Origin of the sequence: Scytonema hofmannii PCC 7110 (assembly GCF_000346485.2) — a bacterium.
Taxonomy (GTDB): domain Bacteria; phylum Cyanobacteriota; class Cyanobacteriia; order Cyanobacteriales; family Nostocaceae; genus Scytonema; species Scytonema hofmannii.
Genome location: NZ_KQ976367.1, coordinates 1 through 2,371, shown reverse-complemented (window position 1 = coordinate 2,371; position 2,371 = coordinate 1). Strand labels below are relative to the sequence as shown.

The window sequence follows — 2,371 nt, the reverse complement described above, 5'->3', positions numbered from 1 at the left end:
GAACTGTTCTACCAGATTCAAGGCACGGGGGAACCTTTGCTGTTGATTTCCGGTTTTTTGTGCGACCATACCTACTGGTCACTACTCATACCATCCCTCACCCAGCAGTATCAAGTTATTCGATTGGATAATCGAGGTATGGGGCGCAGTTCTACTTCCAACTACGCCTATAGTATAAAACAGATGGCAACCGACGTTGCTGGATTACTTGAACATCTTGGGATCGACAAAGTACACGTAGCAGGTCATTCTATGGGTGGTCAAATTGCCCAAGAACTGGCTTTGGCACACCCAGAAAAGATGCTTAGTTTGTTACTCCTCTCATCTTTGGCAAAGGGTGATGAGCACTTTAATGCCATTATCGAGACATGGGGAGACCTCGCTCGAATTTTGGACTTGGAACTTTATGAAAAAGTCATTTTGCCCTGGATATTTACAAATACCTTCTATTCTACCCCAGGAGCAATAGAAACGATGATTAATATGGCAATTAATTATCCTTTTCCGCCCATACCCCAAGAATTGTATTATCACAGCCGAGCTATTACCAGCAGCGACATTCGCTTTCGCCTCAATCGCATTTATTGTCCAACTTTAGTTCTAGTCAGTAGACAAGATATTCTAACTCCGGTAAAGTTTTCCGAGGAACTAGTGCAAGGCATTCCCAACGCCGAACTAGTTGTTCTTGATTCTGGAGGTCATGGTTTTATAATTGAGTCGCCAGAAACTGTAGCTCAAGCCATCTGCAATTTTCTTGCAAAGGTATCTTAATCTCGCCTTTCTGTCAGAAGGAAGTTCAAATGAATTTTTTTATTGTGTACGCTCACCCCGAACCTAAAAGTTTTAATGGTGCATTAACCAGCCATGCAAAAAAAGCTTTGGAAGCAGCAGGACATAAGACAATCATTTCCGATTTATATGCTATGCAGTTCAATCCAGTTTCCGATCGCCGCAATTTTATTTCTGAAACCAACCCCGACCACTACAAACAGCAAGCAGAAGAATTGCACGCAACAGAAGTGGATGGCTTTGCGGCGGACATCAAAGCAGAAATGGAAAAACTGGATTGGTGCGACGTGCTTATCTTTCAGTTTCCTTTATGGTGGTTTGGATTTCCCGCTATTTTAAAAGGTTGGGTTGATAAAGTTTTTGCATTGGGGAAAATTTATGGAAATGGCAAGTGGTATGACAACGGCGCGTTTAAAGGTAAAAAAGCCATGCTGTCTTTGACAACTGGTGGACCTTTAACTATGTACACTGAAATTGGTATCAATGGCGATATTCACACCATTCTTTATCCAATTAACCACGGAATTCTGCGCTTTGTAGGTTTTGATGTTTTACCACCTTTCATTGTTTGGGGCGCAAGTCGTCTTAGTGATGAACGCCGCCAAATTTATTTGGAACAGTACCAAAATCGGTTGTTGACTATAGATCGAGTTCCTGCTATCGTCTATCCTTCTCTTGATGATTTTGATGAGACTTTTCAATTAAAAACGTCAGAAATTATTATTGAGGGCTAATGGCTAATGGTGAGACTAGCCCTACAGAGAAGTTTCTCAATTTATGAACCTGAAATCCAAAAATATGAGTGGTAAATTTCTTGTTTTTGAAGGTGTGGAGGGTTGTGGTAAAACCAGCCAGATACAGCGTACTCAAGAGTGGTTGGAAAGTCTCAACATTTCTGCAATTGTGACTCGCGAACCGGGAGGTACGGAGTTGGGTTTGCACCTGCGTCAATTATTATTAGAAGCAGAATCTACCTCGATTACAAATAAAACGGAGTTACTCTTGTATGCAGCCGATCGCTCTCAACACGTTGACCAAATTATTAAACCAGCCCTAGCCGAGGGAAAAGTAGTTTTGTGCGATCGCTACACTGACTCTACCATCGCTTATCAAGGTTGGGGACGTGGAATCAGTCTTGAAATGATAGAGCAACTCAATCTTTTAGCAACTGGTGGTCTACAAAGCAATTTGACCATCTTACTTGATATTGACCCAGAAATTTCTTTCAATCGAATCGTTGCCAAACGACAATTAGACCGAATGGAACAAGCAGATTTAGCTTTTCACCATCGCGTTCGTCAGGGTTTCTTGTCATTAGCTGAAAAATTTCCAGAAAGAATTGTCGCGATCGATGCCAATCAAAATATTGATAAAGTAACTGCGGATATTCAACAGTTACTGATAAGTCGCAGATGAAATTGGGGAAAGGGGAAATAATTCCCCAGTTTCTAATCGCTAGAGCGTCGGTACAGTAAGGGACTTCCAAATAAAAAAATATCCCAAAATTTCTTGTGGTGCGGGCGTCCTCGCCCGCCACTACCCGCCACTACATAGAAGACGGGCGGGGACGCCCGTCCCACAA

Annotated in this window: 3 protein-coding genes; all 3 read left to right on the top strand. The window is 42.2% G+C overall.

Translation table 11 applies throughout. From position 1 onward, the window contains the following. Positions 1-771, top strand: a 771-nt coding sequence (locus tag WA1_RS51855) for an alpha/beta fold hydrolase (RefSeq protein ID WP_066613676.1), incomplete at its 5' end; no start/stop codon positions are given. A 29-nt stretch (positions 772-800) separates the two neighbouring features. Next, entirely contained in the window at positions 801-1,523 is a 723-nt protein-coding gene (locus WA1_RS51850; protein ID WP_017743935.1) for an NAD(P)H-dependent oxidoreductase, read from the top strand. A gap of 64 nt (positions 1,524-1,587) precedes the next feature. Beyond that, positions 1,588-2,205, top strand: coding sequence for a dTMP kinase (gene tmk / locus WA1_RS51845; protein WP_026134710.1), 618 nt, complete (start codon positions 1,588-1,590; stop codon positions 2,203-2,205). The last annotated feature ends 166 nt before the right edge of the window (positions 2,206-2,371 follow it).

Coding starts and splice junctions, on each gene's coding strand:
- tmk (WP_026134710.1), top strand. CDS start 1,588: ATGAGTGGTAAATTTCTTGTTTTTGAAGGTGTGGAGGGTTGTGGTAAA.
- WA1_RS51850 (WP_017743935.1), top strand. CDS start 801: ATGAATTTTTTTATTGTGTACGCTCACCCCGAACCTAAAAGTTTTAAT.